Consider the following 18,401-nt stretch of genomic DNA (forward strand, 5'->3'; position numbering starts at 1 on the left):
CCCCTGCCGGGCGCTATGGCTGACCGGGGCATCGGTCGTGGTCCAGGACCTTCTTCAGGTCCTCGATCACCGTCGGGATCTCCTGGTCGAAGGCCGGGCCGTCCAGGCCCTCGTCGGCGACCACGGCCAGCAGGGCCCGGGTGCCCACCGCGGTCACGATGACGTGGCCCGAGCTGCACTGGACGGTCAGCCGGCGCTGCCCTGTTCGGCCAGGCGGTGGCCGAGGGAGATGGCGGCCGCCGCGAGGGCGGCCATGGACTCGGGGTGGGTCCGGTCGGCGTCGCTCGCGACCACCAGGCCGTCGACGGTGGCCAGGGTGGTTCCGGAGACGCCCATCACCCGGTCGCGCAACGAGACGAGGATGTCATGCACGGAGTCGTTCATGGTGACTTCTTCCTGTCCTGTCCTGTCGTGCGGGCGGTGCGTGGGCATCCGTCCCCCCCCTCGCGCTGGACCGGACCCGCGGCAACCTCGCCCTGGCCCGCCACAAGCTCAAGGGGCTGGAGAGCGAACTGGAGGTCTGACCTCCGAGGACGCCACCGGACGCTCCGGCCCGCGCCGGGCCGGAGCGCCGACGCCGCGTCGGCAAGCGCGCCCGGGTCGCGGGCGTAGCGTAGGCGGCATGACGAAGTACGGCTCCTTCCCCGGCACGCGGCCGCGGCGGCTGCGGACCACCCCCGTCATGCGCCGCATGGTCGCCGAGACCCGGCTGCATCCCGCGGACTTCATCCTCCCGGCGTTCGTGCGCGAGGGCGTCACCGAACCGGTGCCGATCGCCAGCATGCCCGGCGTCGTCCAGCACACCCGGGACACCCTGAAGAAGGCGGCCCTGGAGGCCGTCGAGGCGGGCATCTCCGCGATCATGCTGTTCGGGGTGCCGGAGGAGGGCAAGAAGGACGCCCTCGGTACGCCCGGCACCGACCCGGACGGCATTCTCCAGGTCGCGCTGCGGGACGTACGGGCGGAGGTCGGCGACGACCTGCTCGTGATGTCCGACCTCTGCCTCGACGAGACGACCGACCACGGACACTGCGGGGTGCTGGACGCCGAGGGACGCGTCGACAACGACGCCACCCTGGAGCGGTACGCCGAGATGGCCCAGGTGCAGGCCGACGCGGGCGCCCATGTGGTCGGGCCCAGCGGGATGATGGACGGGCAGATCGGCGTCGTCCGCGACGCCCTCGACCAGATCGGGCGGGAGGACGTCGCCGTCCTCGCCTACACCGCGAAGTACGCCTCCGCCTTCTACGGGCCCTTCCGGGAGGCCGTCGGGTCCTCGCTGCAGGGAGACCGCAAGACCTACCAGCAGGACCCGGCCAACGCGCGGGAGTCCCTGCGGGAGCTGGCCCTGGACCTGGAGGAGGGGGCCGACATGGTGATGGTCAAGCCGGCCGGACCCTACCTCGACATCCTCGCCCGGGTCGCCGACGCCGTCGACGTGCCGGTCGCCGCCTACCAGATCTCCGGCGAGTACTCGATGATCGAGGCCGCCGCCGAGAAGGGCTGGATCGACCGGGACCGGGCCATCCTGGAGACCCTGACCGGCATCAAGCGGGCCGGTGCCCAGAACATCCTCACCTACTGGGCCGTGGAGGCCGCCCGGATGCTCGGCTGAGTCTCCGGATCACCAGTCGAGGGCGTCGTTCCGGTCCTGCTGCCAGTAGGTCACCCGCAGCGAGCTGTCGTAGTACACGCCCTTCGCCGGCAGCGACGGTGTCGCCGGGGCACCGCCGCTGCTGTGGGGCGTCATGCCCTGGAAGGCCACGGCCAGCCTGCGTCCGGTCGTACCGCCGTCGCCGCTGCCGTCGGCGGCGGACAGCAGCACGCCCGCGTACCCGGACTCGCCCGGGGCCAGGGTGGTGACCGCCTGTGGGTGGGTCTCCTCGGCGGGCTGCGGCACCCACTGCATCTCGTCGAAGCGGAGCACGGGGTAGTAGGTCAGGCAGCAGGTCCTGCTGCCGGTGTTCCTGACCGTGATCAGCATGTGGTTCAGGGGGCGGGAGAGCGGCTGGACGGTGACGGCGGTGTCGGAGCCGTCGCACAGGACCTGGGCGGAGCCGCTGCCGCCGCTCGGCTTCTTCGTGGCCGTGTCGCCCACGGGTGCGGACGTGGACCCACCGGTGCCGGTGCCGGTGCCGGTTCCCGTACCCGCGCCGGTGCCGCCGTCGGCGGTCTCCGAGGGCTTCGGCGTGGCTGTCGTCGCCGTCGTCTGCGTCGACGTGGTGGTCGGCGGGCGGGACGCTCCCTCGTCCCGCGTGCCCGTGCCGTTGTCACAGGCCGTGAGGGCGAGGGCGGCGACGGCGGCACCGGCGGCGGCGAGCAGGCGGACACGGCGGGCGGTACGCATGTCGAATCCTCTTTCGAGTGGTGGCGTGCTTGGATGGCCACAGCCTGTGGGCCACTGCGTCCCGTCCGCCACAGTTGCCGGACGATCAGGGACGCTGGAACGGCCGCACCGGCTCTGAACTGGGAGAACATCCCTTTCCTGGAACGCGGGACGGGGGTGCGGGGGACGGAGGAACCGTGTCGGACGGCGCTGCGGGAAGCGACTTCGCGGAGCTGTTGCGGGAGTTGAAGGACCGCTCGGGACTGAGTTACGGCACGCTCGCCAAGCGGCTGCACATGAGCACCTCGACCCTGCACCGCTACTGCAACGGGGATGCCGTACCGGCGGACTACGCGCCCGTGGAACGCCTCGCCCGGCTCTGCAAGGCCGGTCCGGCGGAGCTCGTCGAACTGCACCGGCGGTGGGTGCTGGCGGATGCGGGGCGGGGGCGGAAGGCGGACGCCCCGGCCAAGGCGGGGAAGCGCGGGCAGCCCGAAGAGCCCGAAGAGCCCGAAGAGCCCGGGAAGCCCGAGGAGCCGGCGCCCGAGCCCGGGTCCGAGCCCGGCGCTGATGCCATGCCGGTGCCGGAGGTGGTGGTCGGACCCGGGGCCGCCGGGCGGCGCGGACGCCGTGTCCCGCGGCCCGCCGTCCTGGCCGGGGTCGCGGTCGTCGTGCTGCTCGGCGCCGCGGCCCTCGCCGTTCAGCTCCCTTCCGGCGGGACGGACGAGAGGGACACGGGGTCCGCGGGCGCCGCCACCGTCGCCGGTGCCGCTCCGCACCGCACGGGGCGCTCCTCGACGGCGCCGACACCTCGTTCGTCCGCGGCCTCGCCGTCGTCCTCCGCCCCGACCTCGGCACCGGCCGCCGGTCCGGCCGGGGCCACCGCCTCGTCAGGTTCCACGGCCACCGCGGACGGCGGCACGGCCGCGCCCCCACTGACCGTCAACACCCAGCCCTACAGCTGGGAGAGCCCCTGCTCCCAGCACTACCTGATCGACCGGGGCCCGGCCGACGTGGCACCGCCACCGCTGGAGACCGACGCGACCGCGTGGGTGACCGCGCACCAGGCGGTCTCCTCGGGGGAGCAGTACGTCACGCTGACCGTGCAGGGTACCGGCGCGCGGTCCGTGGTGCTGGAGGGGCTCACGGTCCGTACGGCGGAGCGGAGTTCGCCGCTCGCCTGGAACGACTACGCGATGGGATACCCGGGCGTCGGCTGCGGCGGGAACGTGCCCACCCGCTCCTTCACCGTCGCCCTGGACGCGATGCGGCCGGCGGTCGTGCCGGAGGCCGGGCACCGGGACTTCCCCTTCAAGGTCAGCGACTCGGACCCCGAGGTGTTCTACATCAGGGCCGACGCCTCGGCGTACTCCGTGGGCTGGTACCTGGAGCTGTCCTGGTCCAGCGGGTCGCGGCACGGGACGCTGCGGATCGACGACAAGGGGCGGCCGTTCCGCACGAGCGGGAACAACGCGCGTCCGGCCTACGAGTTCCCGCTGGGCGGCGAGGCCTGGCGGTCCGCGTCGTCGGCGGGGTGAGGCATCGACGCGGCGGAGGGGCCTTCGTCGCGTACGCCCTCGCCGTCCCGGCAGCCGCCGAGGGCGGCCGCGGCGACCAGCGCCAGGGCTGCCGCCGCCAGGAGACGGCGGTGGCCGGCGGCCGGGGCGGGGTGCTTGGCGGACATGCGAGGGCTCCTTCGACGTCGTCTGCGTGTTCGGCACGGCGGGCGTGCCCGGCACGGCGGGCGTGATCGGCATGGCGGGCGTGATCGGCATGGCCGGCGCGGCCGCCGATCGCGAGGTGCCCTCAGCCTGTGGGGCGGGGCGTCCCCACGCCAGACCTCCTGGACGATTCGGGACGTGTGAGCCCGGTCCACGGCTGTGACGTGCGCGGATCCCATCTCGTGGGATGCCGGGACGGGACGCCCGGGTGACCGGAACGGGCTGCCGGGCGCCGTTCGTCCGTATCGCGGAATCACAGGTGTAGACAGCATCCACCTCTCTAGGCTCCGGCCAAGACGAGGATCAGCCGGAGGAGCCGTCCATGTCCGTCACCCGTGCCCCAGCCGCCCTGCCACCGCTCGCGGCCCGTGCCCGTACCGTCGGCGGTTCGCCGGTTCGGGAGATCCTCGCGGTGACCGCCCGTCCCGAGGTGATCAATTTCGCGGGCGGGCTGCCGGCCCCCGAACTCTTCGACCGGGAGGGCATCGCGGCCGCCTTCCGGGCGGTGCTGGAGGAGTCGCCGGAGCGGGCGTTGCAGTACTCGACCACGGAGGGCGAACCGGCTCTGAGATCCGCAGTGGCGGCGCGCGTCACCGCACAGGGCCTGCCCACCGACCCCGACGACCTGCTCGTCACCACCGGCTCGCAGCAGGCACTGTCCCTCCTGGCGAGCGCGCTGACAGACCCCGGCGACACGGTCCTCGTCGAAAGTCCCTGCTATCTGGCGGCACTTCAGGTCTTCGGGCTGGCCGGGGCCCGGATCCTGCCGGTCCCCTGCGATGCGGACGGCGTCGATCCGGCCGCCCTGGAGGAACTGATCCGCGCCGAGCGGCCCAAGCTCCTCTATCTCGTCCCCACCTTCCAGAACCCCACCGGCCGCACCATGCCCGCCGCCCGCCGCGCCGCCCTGGCCACCACCGCCGCCCGGCACGGTCTGTGGATCGTCGAGGACGACCCCTACGGCGAACTCCGCTACGAAGGCGACCGCGTCTCCTGGATCGCGTCCTTCCCCGGCGCCGCGGACCGCACGGTCCTGCTCGGCTCCTTCTCCAAGGTGATGGCCCCCGGCCTGCGCCTGGGCTGGCTCCGCGCCCCCGGCACACTGCGCCGTGCCTGCGCGGTCGCCAAACAGGCGGCCGACCTGCACACCCCGACCCTCAACCAGCTCGCCGCCGCGCGGTACCTGGACGTGCTGGACCGTCATGTCGCCACCGTGCGTGCCGTGTACGGCGCCCGGCGGGACGCCATGCTGGCCGGCCTCGCCGACGCCCTGCCGGCCGGCTCCACCTGGAACCGGCCCGAGGGCGGCATGTTCCTGTGGGCCCGGCTCCCGGAGCCGTACGACACCACCGCCCTGCTGCGCCGGGTGGTGGAGCACGACGTCGCCTACGTCCCCGGTGAGCCCTTCTACGCCGCCCGCCCCGACCGCACCACCCTGCGCCTGTGCTTCGTGACCCAGACACCCGAGGAGATCGGGGAGGGGCTGCGCAGGCTGGCCGCGGGGCTCAGCACCTGAGGCGTGCCGGCCCCCCCGGCTCAGCCCCCCCGGCTCAGTCCCCCGGCTCAGTCCCACCAGAAGTGCCACAGCCGCTCGCCCACCAGTTGTCCGGCGTACGACGAGAGGGTGTCGTCGGCGCCCGGCAGCACGCTGTACGGGCAGAACGCGAAGTGCTCGGCGGCCACCGCCGCCGCCTCGTCGAGGTCCGCGGGCGGGGCGGCCACGGAGACGGCGAGATGGTCCAGGCCGAGGGCCACCACCCGGATTCCGAAGCGGTCCTCCCAGGAGCGCAGCACCGCGCACAGCCGGGCCACGTCCTCCTCGTGGTTCACCGGCCCGCTCCAGCCGATGGCCGCCGGTATGTCCGCGCTGCGCCGGGCCGACACCAGCGCCAGGTGCGGCTCCTTCAGCCAGGGCCGCCCCTGGCTGAGCACGTCGGCGACGTCGGCGGCCCGCAGGTCCGGGTCGGCGACCAGCGCCGGGGCGGGGGCGAGCCCCGGCCACTCCTCGCCGTCCGGCGGGTCCTCCTCCCAGTAGTCCTCCAGCACCTCGTCGGCGTCGTGGTCCCCGGGGTACGACGTCTCCTCGGGCGCGAACTCCCAGTCGTCCACCTCGGAGACGTCGATCAGCACCGGCAGCAGCCCCGCCCGGCCGGCCGGCGCGCCCAGCGCCGTCCACGTCCCGGGACCGGCGGGCTGGCCCGCGTACCACAGCAGCGGCTGGTGCCACGGGCCGTCCAGGGTCTCGTCCAGCAGTGTCCCGGGCGGGAGTTGGAGCCCCAGGGACCGGCCGCTCGGGTCGGTCGCCAGCTTGGGCAGCGGGTTGGGAAGAGTCGCCATGGACAGACTGTAAGGGCGCCCACTGACAACGGCGGTTGCGCCCCTGGGAAGCGATCCCGTCACTCCCCGCCGAGTCCCTGCGCCGCCACCACCTCCCGCAACGCCAGGCAGCGTCCGGCCGGTTCACCCGCCAGGGCGCAGAGCTGTTCCACGGCCGCGCGCGGCGGCAGGGTGCGGCCGCCCAGATAGCGCTGCCAGGACGACTTGCTGAACGTCGTTCTCGCCGCCAGCCCCGCCAGGCTCAGCCCGGTGCGGTCCCGTACCGCGCGCAGGGCGGCGGGCACCGCCTCCGTGCCGCCGCCCCGGGCCGCGACCTCGTGCAGGGCGAGCAGTCCCACCGGATCGCCGCCGCCGAGCCGGGCCAGCGCCGCCACCGCCTCCGGGGGCGGCAGTGAACGGCCGGCCAGATAGCGCTCCCAGGACTTCGGGCTGTACCCGGTGTGCGACGCCAGCCGGTGCAGACTCAGCCCGCTGTGCTCCTTCAGCCGCCGCAGCCGCACGATCAACTGCCGTGAACACGGCTCCAGCTCGGCAGGCAGCGCCTTCCGGTGACGCGACATGGTCCCCCGATCGTCGTCCCCACCCGAAGGACGCCGCGGGGCCGCATCCCGTATGACCGGGGCGGTTCCCGTTCCGCCGTACCGGCGTGTCGCCGACACGCCCGGCGTATGCGCAGGCCGGCGCATGCGGTGTCCCGTCCGGCCGTCACCTGTGGGGGAGCCGTGGCCTGTGCCGCGCTCCGGCCCGCACGCTCGGATCGATCTGTTCTCACGACCGGAAAGAGGAACGCATGCGATCGAACCTTCTGGCCAGGACCCTGGTCGGTGCCGTCGCCGTGGCGGGGCTCGCCGCCGGCGGCCTGGCGGCCGCCGGCACGGGTTACGCCGCCCCGCAGTCGGCCAGGACCGCGGTGAGTGCCCGGACCGCCGGCATCCAGGCCGTGAACAACCTCGGCCTGGACACCGCGCACGCCGCGAACTGGCAGTGCTGGATGGCGCGGTGGGGCTACAACCCCGGCGCGATCGACGGACAGCTGGGCACCAGCAGCTGGAAGGCGGCCCAGCGGATGTTCAACGACCAGGGCCTGGGCGCCGGCACCGTCGACGGGGTCGTCGGACCGAACACGATCAGGGCGCTGCAGGGCTACCTGAACCAGTACGGCTACAACCTCGACGTCGACGGTGTCGCGGGACCGGCGACCAGGGCCGCGTTCTGGGACTTCAACGCCTACTGCTGAGCCGCCCGGACGGTCCGGGCGGCTTCGGGCCTCAGAGCCGCTCGGGCGTCCGGATGCCCAGCAGGGCCATGCCCTGGTGAAGGGTGCGGGCCGTCATGTCGCACAGGAGGAGACGGTTCTCCACCTGGGCGGGGGTGTCGGCCTTCAGGACCGGGCACTTGTCGTAGAACGACGTGTAGAGAGAGGCGAGTTGGTACAGGTACGCGGCCAGCTTGTGCGGGGCGTACTCCGCGGCGGCCTCGAAGACCGTGCCGCCGAACACGTCCAGGTGCAGGCCCAGCGCCCGCTCCGCCGCGTGCAGTTCCAGCTCGGGGTGGGCGGCGGGCCGGACCTCCCCGGCCTTGCGCAGGATGGACTGGATCCGGGCGTACGCGTACTGGAGGTAGACGGAGGTGTCGCCGTTGAGCGAGACCATCTGGTCCAGGTCGAACTTGTAGTCCCGGTTGGGCGACGTCGACAGGTCCGCGTACTTCACGGCACCGATGCCGACCTGGGCCGCCCGCTCCTGGATCTCGGCCTCGGTGAGGTCCCGCGCCTTCTCCCGGACCACCTCGGCGGCCCGCTGCACCGCCTCGTCCAGCAGGTCCTCCAGCCGTACGGTCTCGCCCGCACGCGTCTTGAAGGGCTTGCCGTCCGCACCCAGCACCGTGCCGTAGCCCATGTTGTGCGCGGTGACGTCGTCGGTGAGCCAGCCCGCCCGCCGGGCCGTCTCGAACACCATCTTGAAGTGCAGCGACTGACGGACGTCCACGACGTAGAGCAGCGAGGTGGCGTGCAGGCCGGTGACCCTGTTGCGGATCGCCGTCAGGTCGGAGGCCGCGTAGCCGAACCCGCCGTCGGCCTTCTGCACGATCAGCGGGACCGGCTGGTCGTCCTTGCCCCGGATCTCGTCGAAGAAGACGACGAGCGCGCCCTCGGAACGGACCGCGACGCCCGTCTCCTCCAGGATCCGGGCGGTCTCGGGCATGCCGTCGTTGTACGCCGACTCGCCGACGATCTCGTCGTCCCGGATCTCCATGTCGAGCTTCTCGAAGACCGAGTAGAAGTAGACCTTCGACTCGTCCACGAACCGCTGCCACAGGTCGAGGGTCTCCTTGTCGCCGGACTGCAGGGCGACCACCCGCTTGCGGGCCCGCTCCTTGAAGTCCTCGTCCGCGTCGAAGACCGCCCGGGAGGCCTTGTAGACCCGGTTCAGGTTCGACATGGCCTGCTCGCCGTCCGTGTCGGTCTCCGTGGACAGCTGGTCCGGGTTCTCGATCAGGTACTGGATGAGCATGCCGAACTGGGTGCCCCAGTCGCCGATGTGGTGCCGGCCGATGGTCCGCTCGCCGGTGAAGTCGAGCATGCCGCGCAGCGCGTCGCCGATCACCGCGGAGCGCAGGTGGCCGACGTGCATCTCCTTGGCCACGTTCGGCTGGGCGTAGTCGATGACCGTGACGCCCGGGTGCTCCTTGGCCGCCACGCCGAGCCGGTCGCCGTCCGCGTACCGCGCGGCCAGGTTCTCGGTGATCGCCCGGTCGGAGAGGGTGATGTTGAGGAAGCCGGGGCCGGAGACCTCGACGTCCTGGATCAGGTCCGCGCCGGTGACGACGTGGGAGACGACCTGCGCCGCCAGCTCCCGGGGGTTGGCCTTCGCCTTCTTGGCGGCGGCGAGGATGCCGTTCGCCTGGAAGTCGGCCCGGTCGCTACGTCGCAGCAGCGGGTCGACGGCGGCCTCCGGCAGGGTGGCCGAGAGGGCGTCGGTGAGCTGCTTGTTCACGGCGTCGCTGAGGGACGTGACCGGGGCCATGGGGTGGGAGCCGTTCTCCTCGGGGGTTCTGACAGACGGCTCCAGTATTTCACGCGGGGTAAAGGGGTTTTCGCGGCCACGAGCTCGGGGGTGGGTGTGCGTCGCCGGATGCGGGGTGCGGCGTGGCGTGTCGCGCGGTTCCTGCCCCCGGCCTTCGGCCAGGGGCGCCCCCAGCGCCCCTGGGAGTGCGGCCGTGCCGCCGGGCCGAGGGGCGCGCCGGTAACCCGCTTTCGTGGATTCGGGGTCGGCTGGGAGAATGGAGCGGTCAGCCGTGCGACCGTACCGGCTGCCCCGTGCCAGAAAGAAGGACGTGCCGATCGTGGCTCAGAGCACCGAGACCACCGACTGGGTCTCCCGTTTCGCGGATGAGGTCATCGAGGAGTCGGAGCGTCGGGCCCCGGGCAAACCGGTCGTCGTCGCGTCCGGGCTCTCCCCGTCCGGACCCATCCACCTGGGGAACCTGCGCGAGGTCATGACCCCGCACCTGGTCGCGGACGAGGTCCGGCGGCGCGGGTACCAGGTCCGGCACCTGGTCTCCTGGGACGACTACGACCGGTACCGCAAGGTGCCGGCCGGCATCGCGGGCGTCGACGGGTCCTGGGCCGAGCACATCGGCAAGCCGCTCACCTCGGTGCCCGCCCCGCAGGGCTCCGCGTACCCGAACTGGGCCGAGCACTTCAAGGCCGCGATGGTCGAGGCGCTGGCCGAGCTGGGCGTGGAGTTCGACGGGATCAGCCAGACCGCCCAGTACACCTCCGGGGTGTACCGGGAGCAGATCCTGCACGCCATGAAGCACCGCGGTGACATCGACGCGATCCTCGACCAGTACCGGACCAAGAAGGCCCCCGCGAAGAAGCAGCAGCAGAAGGCCGTCGACGAGGCCGAGCTGGAGGCCGCGGAGGGCTCGGGCGCGGCGAGCGAGGACGACGGTTCCGCGGGCTCCGCCGGCTACTTCCCCTACAAGCCGTACTGCGGCGGCTGCGGCAAGGACCTGACGACCGTCACCGCCTACGACGACGACACCACCGAGCTGACCTACGTCTGCACCGAGTGCGCCTTCACCGAGACCGTCCGGCTGAGCGAGTTCAACCGGGGCAAGCTGGTCTGGAAGGTCGACTGGCCGATGCGCTGGGCGTACGAGGGCGTCGTCTTCGAGCCGAGCGGGGTCGACCACTCGTCGCCGGGTTCGAGCTTCCAGGTGGGCGGGCAGATCGTCGGGATCTTCGGCGGGCAGCAGCCCATCGGACCGATGTACGCGTTCGTGGGCATCAGCGGGATGGCGAAGATGTCGTCCTCGCGCGGTGGCGTGCCCACGCCTGCCGACGCGTTGAAGATCATGGAGCCGCAGCTGCTGCGCTGGCTCTACGCCCGCCGCCGGCCCAACCAGTCCTTCAAGATCGCCTTCGACCAGGAGATCCAGCGGCTCTACGACGAGTGGGACAAGCTGGACGCCAAGGTGGCCGAGGGCGCCGCGCTGCCCGCCGACGTCGCCGCGCACGCGCGTGCGGTGGGCACGGCCGCCGGTGAGCTGCCGCGGACCGCGCGGCCGCTGCCGTACCGGACGCTGGCGTCGGTCGCCGACATCACCGCCGGGCACGAGGACCAGGCGCTGCGCATCCTCAGCGAGCTGGACCCGTCCAACCCGCTGACGTCGGTGGACGAGGCCCGGCCGCGCTACGACAAGGCCGAGGCCTGGATCAACACCCAGGTACCGGCCGACCAGCGCACCATCGTGCGGGACGAGCCGGACGCCGAGCTGCTGAAGTCCCTCGACGAGGCGTCCCAGCAGTCCGTACGGCTGCTGCTCGACGGCCTCGCCGAGCACTGGTCGCTGGACGGGCTGACGCACCTCGTCTACGGCGTGCCCAAGGTGCAGGCCGGGTTCCCCGCCGACGCCACGCCCAAGGAGCTGCCGGCGGAGATCAAGACGGCCCAGCGGACGTTCTTCGCGTTGCTCTACCACCTGCTGGTGGGCCGTGACACCGGGCCCAGGCTGCCCACGCTGCTGCTCGCCGTGGGGCAGGAGCGGGTGCGGGCCCTGCTCGGAGCCTAAGGCCGGCACGACGGAAGGGGCCCTCCTCGGTGGAGGGCCCCTTCCTCATGTCATGCCGTCGCGTCGCCTACGCGATGTGGTCTTCCTGCAGTTCCGCCGTGTGGCGGTTGGTGAAGCGGTTGACCATGCGCTCCGCGTCACGCTGCGCGAGCGTGATGCCGTAGGTCGCCTCCACGTCGCCCTTGAACTGGCCCGAACTGGGGTAGCCGCCGTCTATCGACTTCTTGAAGACCAGGTAGAAGTCCTCCTCGGTCGGCTCCGGGGGGCCGCCGCCCTCGCCGAGCTCACGGGTGCGGCCCGGACCGGAGGGGATGGGGAAGCTGCCCGTCGTCTCCGACTCCGACTCCTCCGGCAGGAGCTGCTGCTCCGGCGGGAACTGCCGTTGGAGCTGCTCCTGCTCGTACTGCTGCTGGAGCAGCTGGCGCTGGTACTGCTCCTGCTGGTACTGCCAGGCCGCGTACTGCTCCTCGGTGTACTGCGGCTCGAACGTCGGGTCGTAGTCGCCGTGGTACTCGATCTGCTGGGGGTCCCTCGCGTGCAGCCAGGGGTTCAGCGTCGGGTCGAGTTCCGGCGCCGGAACCGGTGCGGCCACGGGCTGCCCGGCGCCGGCGGCCGGCTCGGGACGCTGCTCGCCGGCCGGTGCCGACTGCTGCGCAACGGGAGCGGCGACGGCCGCCGGAGCGGGCTCGGGGACGGCCGTGGGCGCCGGAGCCGGCAGGAGCGCCGGCAGGTCTATGCCCGCCGCCGCCAGACCCTCCGGGGCCGTCTGTGCCAGGGGGACGCCGTAGCGGGCCAGCCGCAGCGGCATCAGGGACTCCACCGGGGCCTTGCGGCGCCATGCCCGGCCGAAGCGGGAGCGCAGTCTCGCCTGGTAGACGAGACGTTCCTGCTCCAGCTTGATGACCTGGTCGTAGGAGCGCAGCTCCCACAGCTTCATCCGGCGCCACAGCAGGAACGTGGGCACCGGGGAGAGCAGCCAGCGGGTGAGGCGGACGCCCTCCATGTGCTTGTCGGCCGTGATGTCCGCGATCCGGCCGATCGCGTGCCGGGCGGCCTCGACGGCGACCACGAACAGGATCGGGATCACCGCGTGCATGCCCACGCCCAGCGGGTCCGGCCAGGCCGCCGCGCCGTTGAAGGCGATCGTCGCCACGGTCAGCAGCCAGGCCGTCTGCCGCAGCAGCGGGAAGGGGATGCGGATCCAGGTCAGCAGCAGGTCGAGGGCGAGCAGGACGCAGATGCCCGCGTCGATGCCGATCGGGAACACATAGGCGAAGTTCCCGAAGCCCTTCTTGATGGCCAGCTCACGGACGGCCGCGTACGAGCCGGCGAAGCCGATTCCGGCGATGATCATCGCGCCGGTCACGACCACACCGATGAGAACGCGGTGCATCCGGGTCAGCTGTATTGGCGCGGCCACCCGTACTCCCCTCCCCTTGCATGTTGTTGCGCGCAACAGGGTGGCACATCAGTGCGGCTCGCGTGTGGCCGGTCAGTCCTTCTTGGCTGACGACTTGGAGGCCGAGGCGCTCGCGGAGGGCGATGTGGAGGCCTTCTTCGAGGGCGTCGTCGCAGGTGAACTCGGGGCGGGGGCCGAGCCGTTGGCCGTCGCGACCGAGGCCACGGCCTCCTTGGCGGCCTTCGACGCGGACTTCGTGAGGGTGTCCGCGTCCGGCGTCTTCTCGCCCGCCAGACCCGCACCGTTGTAGTCGACGGTGACGACCACGTTCGCGACCCGGGCCACGACCGTCTGCTGCCGGAAGGCGCCTTCCTTCTTCTTCAGGTCGTAGCGCACCACGGTCGCCTGGTCGCCGGTGTCGGCCACCGGCTGCGACTTGGTGTTCTTGGCGCCGGTCACGGACTGCGCCTCCTGCAGCTGGCTCCCGTAGTACGCCTCGGCCTGCTTCTCGCCGGAGCCGCGGCTCGCGTCCGAGTCGAAGCGGAGGAAGGAGATGTTGAGCCAGCGGAACTGGGAGCCCTTGACGCCGTTGTTGTCCAGGCTGCTCCAGGAGCAACTGCCTCGCGTGGCCACATCGTCCGAAGAGCCCTCCTTGCCCGACTTCGCACCCTTCGGTACGAGTGCGGTGAGGGTCTTCTTCGACAGCACCGCACACGGCTCCGGCAGCTTCCGGTACTTGGCCGCCTGGACGGTGGGTGAAGCGGCGGCGCCCCCGCCGGAGCCGCCGTCGGTGGGGGCGGTGGCCGGGTTGGAGCCGCCGCCCGTCTCCTTCGCGGCGTCGTCGGAGCCGGAGGAGCAGGCCGCCGCGAACAGCGCCACGGCGGGGACGGCGGCCGCGCAGACGAGGCCGCGGCGCAGGCGCCCTGCCCGTCGCTGCGCGTTCCGCTCGTTCCGGTCGTCTTGCTGGACTGCTACTCGCTGCATGGTTCCTTCACTCATACGTTCGGGGTTCCTGCGGTCGGATCGGGTCCGAGGGGCCACGGTACGCGGTGAGGGAGCTGTGCGGTTTCGGTTCGCGGGCTTTGCGGACGGGGTGCGCGGGGCGTGCCCGGGCGCTCAGCCGTTGAGGGCCTCGGCCAGCTGGGCGGCCAGATTCTGGGCCCTGTCCTGCAGTTCCTTGCTGTCCGGGACGGTGCCCATGGCCATCGGCTGCTCCTCGTACTCGATGGTCACCACGACGTTGGACGTGCGGAACACCACAGTGACCGTGCGTTGTTCGGCCGTCGAACCGGAGCCGCTGGGCTGGTCGTCGAGATACGCCTCGTCGCCGAGGTCGGCGAGGGTCCGGGGCTGGAGGTCGGCCGCGGCGGTCGAGGCGGAGGCCGAGCCGGACGCCGAGGTGGAGGGGCTGGTGGAGTCCGAGGGGGAGTCGGACTCCGAGGAGGAAACGGACGGGGACGGTGTCCCGGAGGCCGGCCCGGACGGCGACTGCGACTCGGTGGCGCTCGGGGGCGCGGACTGGGGGATCCCGGCCGCCGACTCCCGCTGCGTGTAGATGGTCTGCGCCTCGTTGTCGTCGCTGACCGCGTTGTCGTAGGAGACCACGCGCTCGAAGTCGACGGACAGCCGGTCGGTGGCGTCGGCCGACTCGACCTTCCAGCGGCAGCCGACCTTGCGGTCCGTGTCGTAGGTGAGCGAGGCCTCGCCGGCGTAGGCCTTGTCGCGCTGCTCCTCGTCGGTGATCTGGGCGATGCCCGGGAGGAGGGAGTCGAGGGTGTCCTGGCTGACCGCGCCGCAGGGCTCGGGGAGGGTGCGGTACTTGCCGGGCTGGGCGGCGACGGTGGAGGTGCCCGCGTCGGCGTTCTTGTCGCTGATGTCGTCGCCGCCGCTGGAACCGCTCGTGCAGCCGGCCAGCAGGGCCGCGAGGAGGGCGGCGATGCCGGTTACGTACGCCTTCCGCTGCACGGTCAGGCCCCTTTCCGTTCACTGGGTCGCTCGGTCCTGCTCCAGTGTCCCCGCTGGTTAATCGCTTGCCGCAGCGGGGCGTCCCCTGGAGACAATGTGTACCGCACGCACTGCCGTGAACGCCGGTCCCAAGTCTGTTTTCGGGTGCCCTGGCGACGCATTTGCGCTATGCCTTTATTGAGCCTTTTGTCCTTTTTGTTAGGTTGTTCGCGGGGGAATGAGGAAGTCATGTCGTACGTGGAGATACCGGGCGCGAAGGTGCCCATCCGGATGTGGACCGACCCGGCCGGCGTCGAGGAGGGGGCGCTCCAGCAACTGCGCAACGTCTCGTCCCTGCCGTGGATCAAGGGCCTCGCGGTCATGCCGGACGTCCACTACGGCAAGGGCGCCACGGTCGGTTCCGTCATCGCCATGCAGGGTGCCGTGTGCCCGGCGGCGGTCGGCGTCGACATCGGCTGCGGGATGTCGGCGGTGAAAACGTCCCTGACGGCCAACGACCTCCCGGGCGACCTGTCGCGACTGCGGTCGAAGGTCGAGCAGGCGATTCCGGTGGGGCGGGGGATGCACGCGGACCCGGTGGAACCGGGAGACTTCCACGGACTGGCGACGGCCGGGTGGGGGGAGTTCTGGGGACGCTTCGACGGGGTTGCCGACGCGGTCAAGTTCCGCCAGGAGCGGGCGCACCAGCAGATGGGAACGCTGGGAAGCGGCAACCACATGATCGAATTGTGTCTCGACCAGTCCGATTCCGTCTGGCTCATGCTGCACTCCGGTTCCCGGAACATTGGCAAGGAACTCGCCGAGCACCACATCGGCGTGGCCCAGAAGCTCCCGCACAACCAGGGCCTGGTCGACCGCGACCTCGCCGTCTTCGTCTCGGACACCCCGCAGATGGCGGCCTACAGGAATGATCTCTACTGGGCGCAGGAGTACGCGAAGTACAACCGCACCCTGATGATGGCGCTCCTGAAGGACGTGGTTCGCAAGGAGTTCAAGAAGGCCAAGCCGGCCTTCGAACCGGAGATCTCCTGTCACCACAACTACGTGGCCCAGGAGCGGTACGACGGTATGGACCTGCTGGTGACCCGAAAGGGCGCGATCCGGGCCGGCTCCGGCGAGTTCGGGATCATCCCCGGCTCGATGGGCACCAGCTCGTACATCGTGAAGGGACTCGGTAACGAGAAGGCCTTCAACTCGGCGTCCCATGGTGCGGGTCGGCGCATGAGCCGCAACGCGGCGAAGCGTCGCTTCACGACCAGGGATCTGGAGGAGCAGACGCGGGGTGTGGAGTGCCGCAAGGACTCCGGGGTGCTGGACGAGATTCCGGGGGCCTACAAGAACATCGACCAGGTCATGGACCAGCAGCGCGACCTCGTGGAGGTTGTGGCGAAGCTGAAGCAGTTCATCTGCGTGAAGGGCTGATGCGGAGGGCCCCGGTCGACGCCGGTGCCCTCCGTCACCATGTCACCGATGGCTGTTCGCGGACGCCGTCCCGTCACGCAGGCACCAGAGGCGGAGACTGCAACTCCTGGTCGGCCTGCCGAGCACTTCTGCCGCTGCCATGGGGCTGTTGAGGTTCAGCAGGATCTGGTCCTCTGACCCCAGACGGTTCGGGTAGTACAGGTCGGCGGCCAGGCGCTGAGCCGGCTCCATCATGTAGAGCACGTTGTAGATGTCGTCGCGGGTGTTGCGCCGTGGGTTGCGTGCGACCCCCACCACGTCCAGTCCGTAGTCGGCCAGGTGCGACGCGATGGAACTCTGGCCGTGGTGAGGGAGACGAAGGGGAATCCCCTGCCGGTGAAGCCGATCGACCCGTCCGCGTCGAGCAGGCCGCGCAGATAGTCGCGGCGCGAGAATTCGACGGGGGTGGTTTGATCGTCTTGGACTTGGGGCCGTAAGGAAGGCCGAGTCCGTTGACCGTTGTCCTGGCTTCCGGAGAACACAGAGTCCAGACGGCCGCGGTGTGGGTCTCGGCGAAGTCGGGCACCGTGAGGTCCATGAACCGGTGCGCGTCAGGCTCGCATTCAGCCACAGGAAGGCTCCACTTCCATGCTGGTCAGGACCTCGGCCGGGACTGCCATCCCTGCCGAGGGCCGTCGAAATGATCGCGTGGCGCGAGCCTGGGGCGGACGTTCGGGTGGTGATCGGGTGATCGGCGAGGTTCGCCCGTGTGGGTTACCTGCCCCTACTTCGCGTGGTGGACCGCGTAGATCATCACGAAGGCCAGGAAGTGGATGCCGAAGAGGAAGTAGGCCAGGAAGTACCAGACCTGGCGTTCGTTCCTGGTCTCCTGTTTCAGGCGGACCTCTTCGAGCTGCCGTTCCAGCGCCGAGGCGGGATCGTCGTCCGGCATCACAGGTCCCGGTGGACCTTGGAGTTGGAGGCCTGGGCGCGGGGGCGTACCACCAGGAGGTCGATGTTGACGTGGCTGGGGCGGGTCACCGTCCAGGTGATCGTGTCCGCCACGTCCTCGGCCGTCAGGGGCTCCGCGACGCCCTGGTAGACCTTCGCCGCCTTCTCCTCGTCGCCGCCGAAGCGGGTCAGCGCGAACTCGTCCGTCTTCACCATGCCGGGGGCGATCTCGATCACCCGCACCGGCCTGCCGACGATCTCCAGGCGGAGCGTCTCGGCGAGGACGTGCGCGCCGTGCTTGGCGGCGACGTAGCCGCCGCCGCCCTCGTAGGTGCCGTGGCCGGCGGTGGAGGAGACGACGACCACCGTGCCGTCGCCGCTCGCCTCCAGGCGGGGGAGCAGGGCCTGGGTGAGGTTGAGGGTGCCGATGACGTTCGTCTCGTACATCGTGCGCCAGTCGGCCGGGTCGCCGGTGGCCACCGGGTCGGCGCCGAGGGCGCCGCCGGCGTTGTTCACGAGGACGGCGACGGTCCTGAAGGCGGTCGCGAACTCGTCCACGGCCGCGCGGTCCGTCACGTCCAGCGGGTAGGCGGTCGCCTGGTGGCCGGCCTCGTTGATCTCCTTGGCCAGCGCCTCGATGCGGTCCTCCCGGCGGGCGGTGAGGACCACGCGGTAGCCGGCCTCGGCGAGCCTGCGCGCGGTGGCGGCGCCGATTCCGCTGCTGGCGCCGGTGACGACCGCGATGGGGGAGGGGGCCATGGGGTGCTCCTCGGCGGGGTGAGACAGGTGTGCGGGTGCCCTGGTGAGTCTAGGCGCCGCGGGAGTGGGGAGATCGGCCGGCGGCCCGGCGTCAGTTCCTGGGCGCCCACATGATCAGTGCCATGCCCGCCAGGCACACCGCCGCTCCCGTGAGGTCCCAGCGGTCCGGGCGGTAGCCGTCGGCGACCACGCCCCACAGGATCGAGCCCGCGACGAAGATTCCGCCGTATGCCGCCAGGATGCGTCCGAAGTGCGCGTCCGGCTGGAACGTGGCGACGAAGCCGTAGGCGCCGAGCGAGAGGATGCCGCCCGCCACCCAGACCCAGCCCCGGTGCTCCCGTACACCCTGCCAGACCAGCCAGGCCCCGCCGATCTCGAAGAAGGCGGCGACGACGAAGAGCGCGGCGGAGCGGAGGATCACCATGCCCGCAGCCTGCCACGGCGTCGGACTGTCACCTGTTGG

General features: G+C 71.5%; 20 protein-coding genes. 6 read left to right on the forward strand and 14 right to left on the reverse strand.

The annotated features are described in order from the left end of the window. Positions 1 to 13 precede the first annotated feature (13 nt). The gene (locus ACZ4O3_RS31910; RefSeq protein WP_362723425.1) at positions 14 to 148 is read right to left on the reverse strand and encodes a hypothetical protein; all 135 of its coding nucleotides are present in this window, start codon (positions 146 to 148) and stop codon (positions 14 to 16) included. 38 nt (positions 149 to 186) lie between these two features. Further along, positions 187 to 384, reverse strand: a complete 198-nt coding sequence (locus ACZ4O3_RS31915; RefSeq protein ID WP_362723422.1) for a roadblock/LC7 domain-containing protein — start codon at positions 382 to 384, stop codon at positions 187 to 189. Between the two features lie 238 nt (positions 385 to 622). Between ACZ4O3_RS31915 and hemB the strand changes: the two genes are divergently transcribed. Next, the gene (gene hemB / locus ACZ4O3_RS31920) at positions 623 to 1,615 is read left to right on the forward strand and encodes a porphobilinogen synthase (protein WP_362731341.1); all 993 of its coding nucleotides are present in this window, start codon (positions 623 to 625) and stop codon (positions 1,613 to 1,615) included. Positions 1,616 to 1,624: 9 nt separating this feature from the next. Here hemB and ACZ4O3_RS31925 read toward each other — a convergent pair whose 3' ends face one another. Then, entirely contained in the window at positions 1,625 to 2,347 is a 723-nt protein-coding gene (locus tag ACZ4O3_RS31925) for a DUF4232 domain-containing protein (protein WP_467725522.1), read from the reverse strand. A 176-nt stretch (positions 2,348 to 2,523) separates the two neighbouring features. Between ACZ4O3_RS31925 and ACZ4O3_RS31930 the strand changes: the two genes are divergently transcribed. Next, the gene (locus ACZ4O3_RS31930) at positions 2,524 to 3,864 is read left to right on the forward strand and encodes a helix-turn-helix domain-containing protein (protein WP_467725524.1); all 1,341 of its coding nucleotides are present in this window, start codon (positions 2,524 to 2,526) and stop codon (positions 3,862 to 3,864) included. Here ACZ4O3_RS31930 and ACZ4O3_RS31935 read toward each other — a convergent pair. After that, positions 3,810 to 4,010, reverse strand: a complete 201-nt coding sequence (locus tag ACZ4O3_RS31935) for a hypothetical protein (RefSeq protein ID WP_467725525.1) — start codon at positions 4,008 to 4,010, stop codon at positions 3,810 to 3,812. The two genes, ACZ4O3_RS31930 and ACZ4O3_RS31935, sit on opposite strands and share 55 nt — an antisense overlap. Positions 4,011 to 4,369: 359 nt before the next feature. On the opposite strand from ACZ4O3_RS31935, the gene ACZ4O3_RS31940 reads away from it, so the two are divergent. After that, complete coding sequence (locus ACZ4O3_RS31940) at positions 4,370 to 5,563, forward strand: aminotransferase-like domain-containing protein (protein ID WP_467725526.1); 1,194 nt, start codon at positions 4,370 to 4,372, stop codon at positions 5,561 to 5,563. Positions 5,564 to 5,610: 47 nt separating this feature from the next. Here the strand turns inward: ACZ4O3_RS31940 and ACZ4O3_RS31945 are convergent, their stop codons facing one another. Beyond that, positions 5,611 to 6,384: a DUF4253 domain-containing protein gene (locus tag ACZ4O3_RS31945; protein ID WP_362731263.1), complete on the reverse strand. Its 774-nt coding sequence runs from the start codon at positions 6,382 to 6,384 to the stop codon at positions 5,611 to 5,613. 59 nt (positions 6,385 to 6,443) lie between these two features. Continuing rightward, positions 6,444 to 6,944, reverse strand: coding sequence for a helix-turn-helix domain-containing protein (locus tag ACZ4O3_RS31950; RefSeq protein ID WP_385002429.1), 501 nt, complete (start codon positions 6,942 to 6,944; stop codon positions 6,444 to 6,446). A 230-nt stretch (positions 6,945 to 7,174) separates the two neighbouring features. On the opposite strand from ACZ4O3_RS31950, the gene ACZ4O3_RS31955 reads away from it, so the two are divergent. Further along, positions 7,175 to 7,621: a peptidoglycan-binding domain-containing protein gene (locus ACZ4O3_RS31955; RefSeq protein ID WP_467725528.1), complete on the forward strand. Its 447-nt coding sequence runs from the start codon at positions 7,175 to 7,177 to the stop codon at positions 7,619 to 7,621. A gap of 31 nt (positions 7,622 to 7,652) precedes the next feature. Here the strand turns inward: ACZ4O3_RS31955 and argS are convergent, their stop codons facing one another. Then, positions 7,653 to 9,410, reverse strand: a complete 1,758-nt coding sequence (gene argS / locus ACZ4O3_RS31960; protein WP_362726672.1) for an arginine--tRNA ligase — start codon at positions 9,408 to 9,410, stop codon at positions 7,653 to 7,655. A gap of 310 nt (positions 9,411 to 9,720) precedes the next feature. On the opposite strand from argS, the gene lysS reads away from it, so the two are divergent. Then, entirely contained in the window at positions 9,721 to 11,463 is a 1,743-nt protein-coding gene (gene lysS / locus ACZ4O3_RS31965) for a lysine--tRNA ligase (protein ID WP_467725530.1), read from the forward strand. 67 nt (positions 11,464 to 11,530) lie between these two features. Here the strand turns inward: lysS and ACZ4O3_RS31970 are convergent, their stop codons facing one another. The 3 genes from ACZ4O3_RS31970 to ACZ4O3_RS31980 form a co-directional block, all read right to left on the reverse strand. After that, complete coding sequence (locus ACZ4O3_RS31970; RefSeq protein WP_467725696.1) at positions 11,531 to 12,856, reverse strand: DUF2637 domain-containing protein; 1,326 nt, start codon at positions 12,854 to 12,856, stop codon at positions 11,531 to 11,533. A 99-nt stretch (positions 12,857 to 12,955) separates the two neighbouring features. Then, complete coding sequence (locus ACZ4O3_RS31975; RefSeq protein ID WP_467725532.1) at positions 12,956 to 13,846, reverse strand: DUF3558 domain-containing protein; 891 nt, start codon at positions 13,844 to 13,846, stop codon at positions 12,956 to 12,958. A 132-nt stretch (positions 13,847 to 13,978) separates the two neighbouring features. After that, complete coding sequence (locus ACZ4O3_RS31980) at positions 13,979 to 14,827, reverse strand: DUF3558 domain-containing protein (RefSeq protein WP_362724106.1); 849 nt, start codon at positions 14,825 to 14,827, stop codon at positions 13,979 to 13,981. Between the two features lie 228 nt (positions 14,828 to 15,055). Between ACZ4O3_RS31980 and ACZ4O3_RS31985 the strand changes: the two genes are divergently transcribed. After that, a complete protein-coding gene (locus ACZ4O3_RS31985; RefSeq protein WP_362724109.1) occupies positions 15,056 to 16,249 on the forward strand; it encodes an RtcB family protein in 1,194 nt (397 codons plus the stop codon). A 42-nt stretch (positions 16,250 to 16,291) separates the two neighbouring features. Here the strand turns inward: ACZ4O3_RS31985 and ACZ4O3_RS31990 are convergent, their stop codons facing one another. From ACZ4O3_RS31990 to ACZ4O3_RS32005, 4 genes are all read right to left on the reverse strand, one after another. Further along, positions 16,292 to 16,546, reverse strand: a complete 255-nt coding sequence (locus ACZ4O3_RS31990; protein WP_467725534.1) for a hypothetical protein — start codon at positions 16,544 to 16,546, stop codon at positions 16,292 to 16,294. Positions 16,547 to 17,012: 466 nt separating this feature from the next. Next, positions 17,013 to 17,180 carry a hypothetical protein gene (locus ACZ4O3_RS31995; RefSeq protein ID WP_362724111.1) on the reverse strand — a complete coding sequence of 56 codons (168 nt, stop codon included), beginning with the start codon at positions 17,178 to 17,180 and terminating at the stop codon, positions 17,013 to 17,015. Next, positions 17,180 to 17,938: an SDR family NAD(P)-dependent oxidoreductase gene (locus tag ACZ4O3_RS32000; protein WP_362724114.1), complete on the reverse strand. Its 759-nt coding sequence runs from the start codon at positions 17,936 to 17,938 to the stop codon at positions 17,180 to 17,182. The genes ACZ4O3_RS31995 and ACZ4O3_RS32000 overlap by 1 nt, the downstream gene beginning before the upstream one ends. A 91-nt stretch (positions 17,939 to 18,029) precedes the next feature. Continuing rightward, positions 18,030 to 18,362, reverse strand: a complete 333-nt coding sequence (locus ACZ4O3_RS32005) for a YnfA family protein (RefSeq protein WP_362724117.1) — start codon at positions 18,360 to 18,362, stop codon at positions 18,030 to 18,032. Positions 18,363 to 18,401 lie beyond the last annotated feature (39 nt).

It is taken from the genome of Streptomyces sp. NPDC026515 (genome assembly GCF_055567595.1).